Below are 2,253 nucleotides of genomic sequence, written 5' to 3'. Positions count from 1 at the left end.
ATCACGCCGCGCCCGCGATGGGTGCGTCGGACCAGCCCCCGGCGGGCCGACGCACCCATCGCGGGCGCGGCGTGATCCGCCGGCGCGTGCTGCTGGGCTCGGGCGTCGCCCTGCTCGCCGGCACCGGCGGCTCCGCGGCCTGGGCCTACGACCGCTTCCTGCGGGAGAAGGTCGAGGTCTCCGACGTCTCCGCCGCCGAGTCCGAGGCCGGCACCGCGCAGACCGCGGCGCTCGCGACCGACGGCGAGTACTCGAGCACCGGCTACACGTCGTCGACCACCACGATCACCCTCACGCAGACGGAGACCGGCAGCGGCTCCGAGGCCCTGGCCTGGTATGCCGCGGAGATCGAGATCGATGACGCGACGATCGTCCGCTCGGCCTTCGCGCAGGACGAGTTCGGCCAGAACATCACCGCCGAGCCCAGCGAGATGGCCTCGGACAACGCGGCGGTGCTCGCCATCAACGGCGACTACTACGGCTTCCGCGACACCGGCATCGTCATCCGCAACGGCGTCTCCTACCGCGACGAGCCCGCCCGCGACGGCCTCGTCTTCTTTACCGACGGACGCATCGAGATCTACGACGAGACCACCACCAGCGCCGACGAGCTGTTGGCCGACGGCGCCTGGAACACCCTCAGCTTCGGCCCGGCCGTGCTCGAGGACGGGAAGGTCCCCGACGGCGTCGAGGACGTCGAGATCGACACGAACATCGGCAACCACTCCATCCAGGGCGAGCAGCCGCGCACCGCCATCGGCGTGATCGGCGAGAACCACCTGGTCTTCCTCGTGGTCGACGGCCGCTCCGAGGGGTACTCGCGAGGCGTCGGGCTCACCGAGCTCGGCGAGATCCTCGCGGACCTCGGCTGCACGAGCGGCTACAACCTCGACGGCGGCGGCTCCTCGGTGATGATCTTCGACGGCGAGATCCTCAACGAGCCCTCGAACGGCGGCGAGCGCGCCACCTCCGACATCCTCTACGTGGCCGGGTGAGCGCGATGGTCACGATCCGCCCCCGCCTGCGCCCCGACACCGCGCCCGTCCACCCCGACACTGCTCCCGCCCGTCCCGGAGCATCGCTCGCACCGACCGCACCGGCCGCACCGACCGCACCGACCGAGCCGGCCGCTCCGGCCCGCGCCGTGGTCCTGATCCCTGCGCTCGCCCCCGCGCGCGTGCTCGTGGACCTGGTCGCGCGGCTCGCCGCGGACGACATCGACGTGCTCGTGGTCGACGACGGCTCCGGCCCCGACTACGAGGTCGTCTTCGACCGCTGCGCCCTCGAGGGCGCCGAGGTCCTGCACCTGCCGGAGAACCGCGGCAAGGGCGGCGCCCTGCGCGCCGGCATCGCCCACGTGCGCACCACCCGCCCCGGCAGCGGCGTCGTCACCGCCGACGCCGACGGCCAGCACACCCTCGCCGACATCCGCCGCGTGCGCGACGTCCTCGACGGGATCGGGGCGCCGCCCGATGGGGCGGTGCCCAGCTCGTCGACCTTGCGGGCCGCGCCCCGCACGGACCTCGTCCTCGGCGTGCGCGGCTTCGACCGGTTCGAGGTGCCGCTGCGCTCGCGGCTGGGCAACGTGGTGAGCTCGTGGGTGCTGCGCCTCGCCTCCGGCGCGCGCCTGCGCGACACGCAGACGGGCCTGCGCGGCCTGCCCTTCTCGCGCCTGGCCTGGGCGGAGGGGATCCCCGGCGACCGCTACGAGTACGAGTACTCGATGCTCGTGCGCGCCGGCCGCGAGGGCATCGGCCTGCACCAGGTGCCGATCGAGACCGTCTATCTCGACGACAACGAGGCCAGCCACTTCCGGCCCGTGCGGGATTCGCTGCGCGTGCTCGGTCCCGTGGTCGCCTTCATGGGGTCGGGGCTGTTGGCCTTCGCCCTGGACACCCTGCTGCTCCTCGCGGTCTCCGCGCTCGGCGCTCCCGTGTGGCTCGCCCTCGCGGCGGCACGGGTGCTGAGCGCGAGCGGGAACTTCGCCCTGAACAGGCGTGTCGTCTTCGACGGCGGGGCCGACGTCCCGCTCGGCAGGGCAGTCGTCCGGTACGGGGTGCTCGCCGCCGTCGTGCTCGGCGCCGGGGTGCTCCTCGTCGACGCCCTCGTGGGCCTCGGGGCATCGCTGCTGGTCGCGAAGGTGACGACCGACCTGGCGCTGTTCGTGCTCAGCTTCCTCGTCCAGCGCCTGGTGGTCTTCGGGCGGAGGTGAGGGCGCAGGTGAGGGGGCAGTTGAGGGCACAGGGGGAGGGA

The 2,253-nt window shown here is 73.3% G+C and carries 2 protein-coding genes; both read left to right on the top strand.

Annotated elements, in window-relative coordinates; all coding sequences use genetic code 11:
* Positions 1–17: 17 nt before the first annotated feature.
* Complete coding sequence (locus MHY49_RS18870) at positions 18–995, top strand: phosphodiester glycosidase family protein (RefSeq protein WP_239206785.1); 978 nt, start codon at positions 18–20, stop codon at positions 993–995.
* Between the two features lie 5 nt (positions 996–1,000).
* Entirely contained in the window at positions 1,001–2,212 is a 1,212-nt protein-coding gene (locus tag MHY49_RS18865; protein WP_239206783.1) for a bifunctional glycosyltransferase family 2/GtrA family protein, read from the top strand.
* Positions 2,213–2,253 lie beyond the last annotated feature (41 nt).

Origin of the sequence: Brachybacterium sp. ACRRE, from assembly GCF_022346485.1 — a bacterium.
Taxonomy (GTDB): Bacteria; Actinomycetota; Actinomycetes; order Actinomycetales; family Dermabacteraceae; genus Brachybacterium; species Brachybacterium halotolerans.
This window is presented reverse-complemented; position numbering and strand designations above follow the sequence as displayed.

What these genes read in the sequence shown, in the direction of transcription:
- MHY49_RS18870 (WP_239206785.1), top strand. Translation starts at nt 18, where the DNA reads ATGGGTGCGTCGGACCAGCCCCCGGCGGGCCGACGCACCCATCGCGGG.
- MHY49_RS18865 (WP_239206783.1), top strand. Translation starts at nt 1,001, where the DNA reads ATGGTCACGATCCGCCCCCGCCTGCGCCCCGACACCGCGCCCGTCCAC.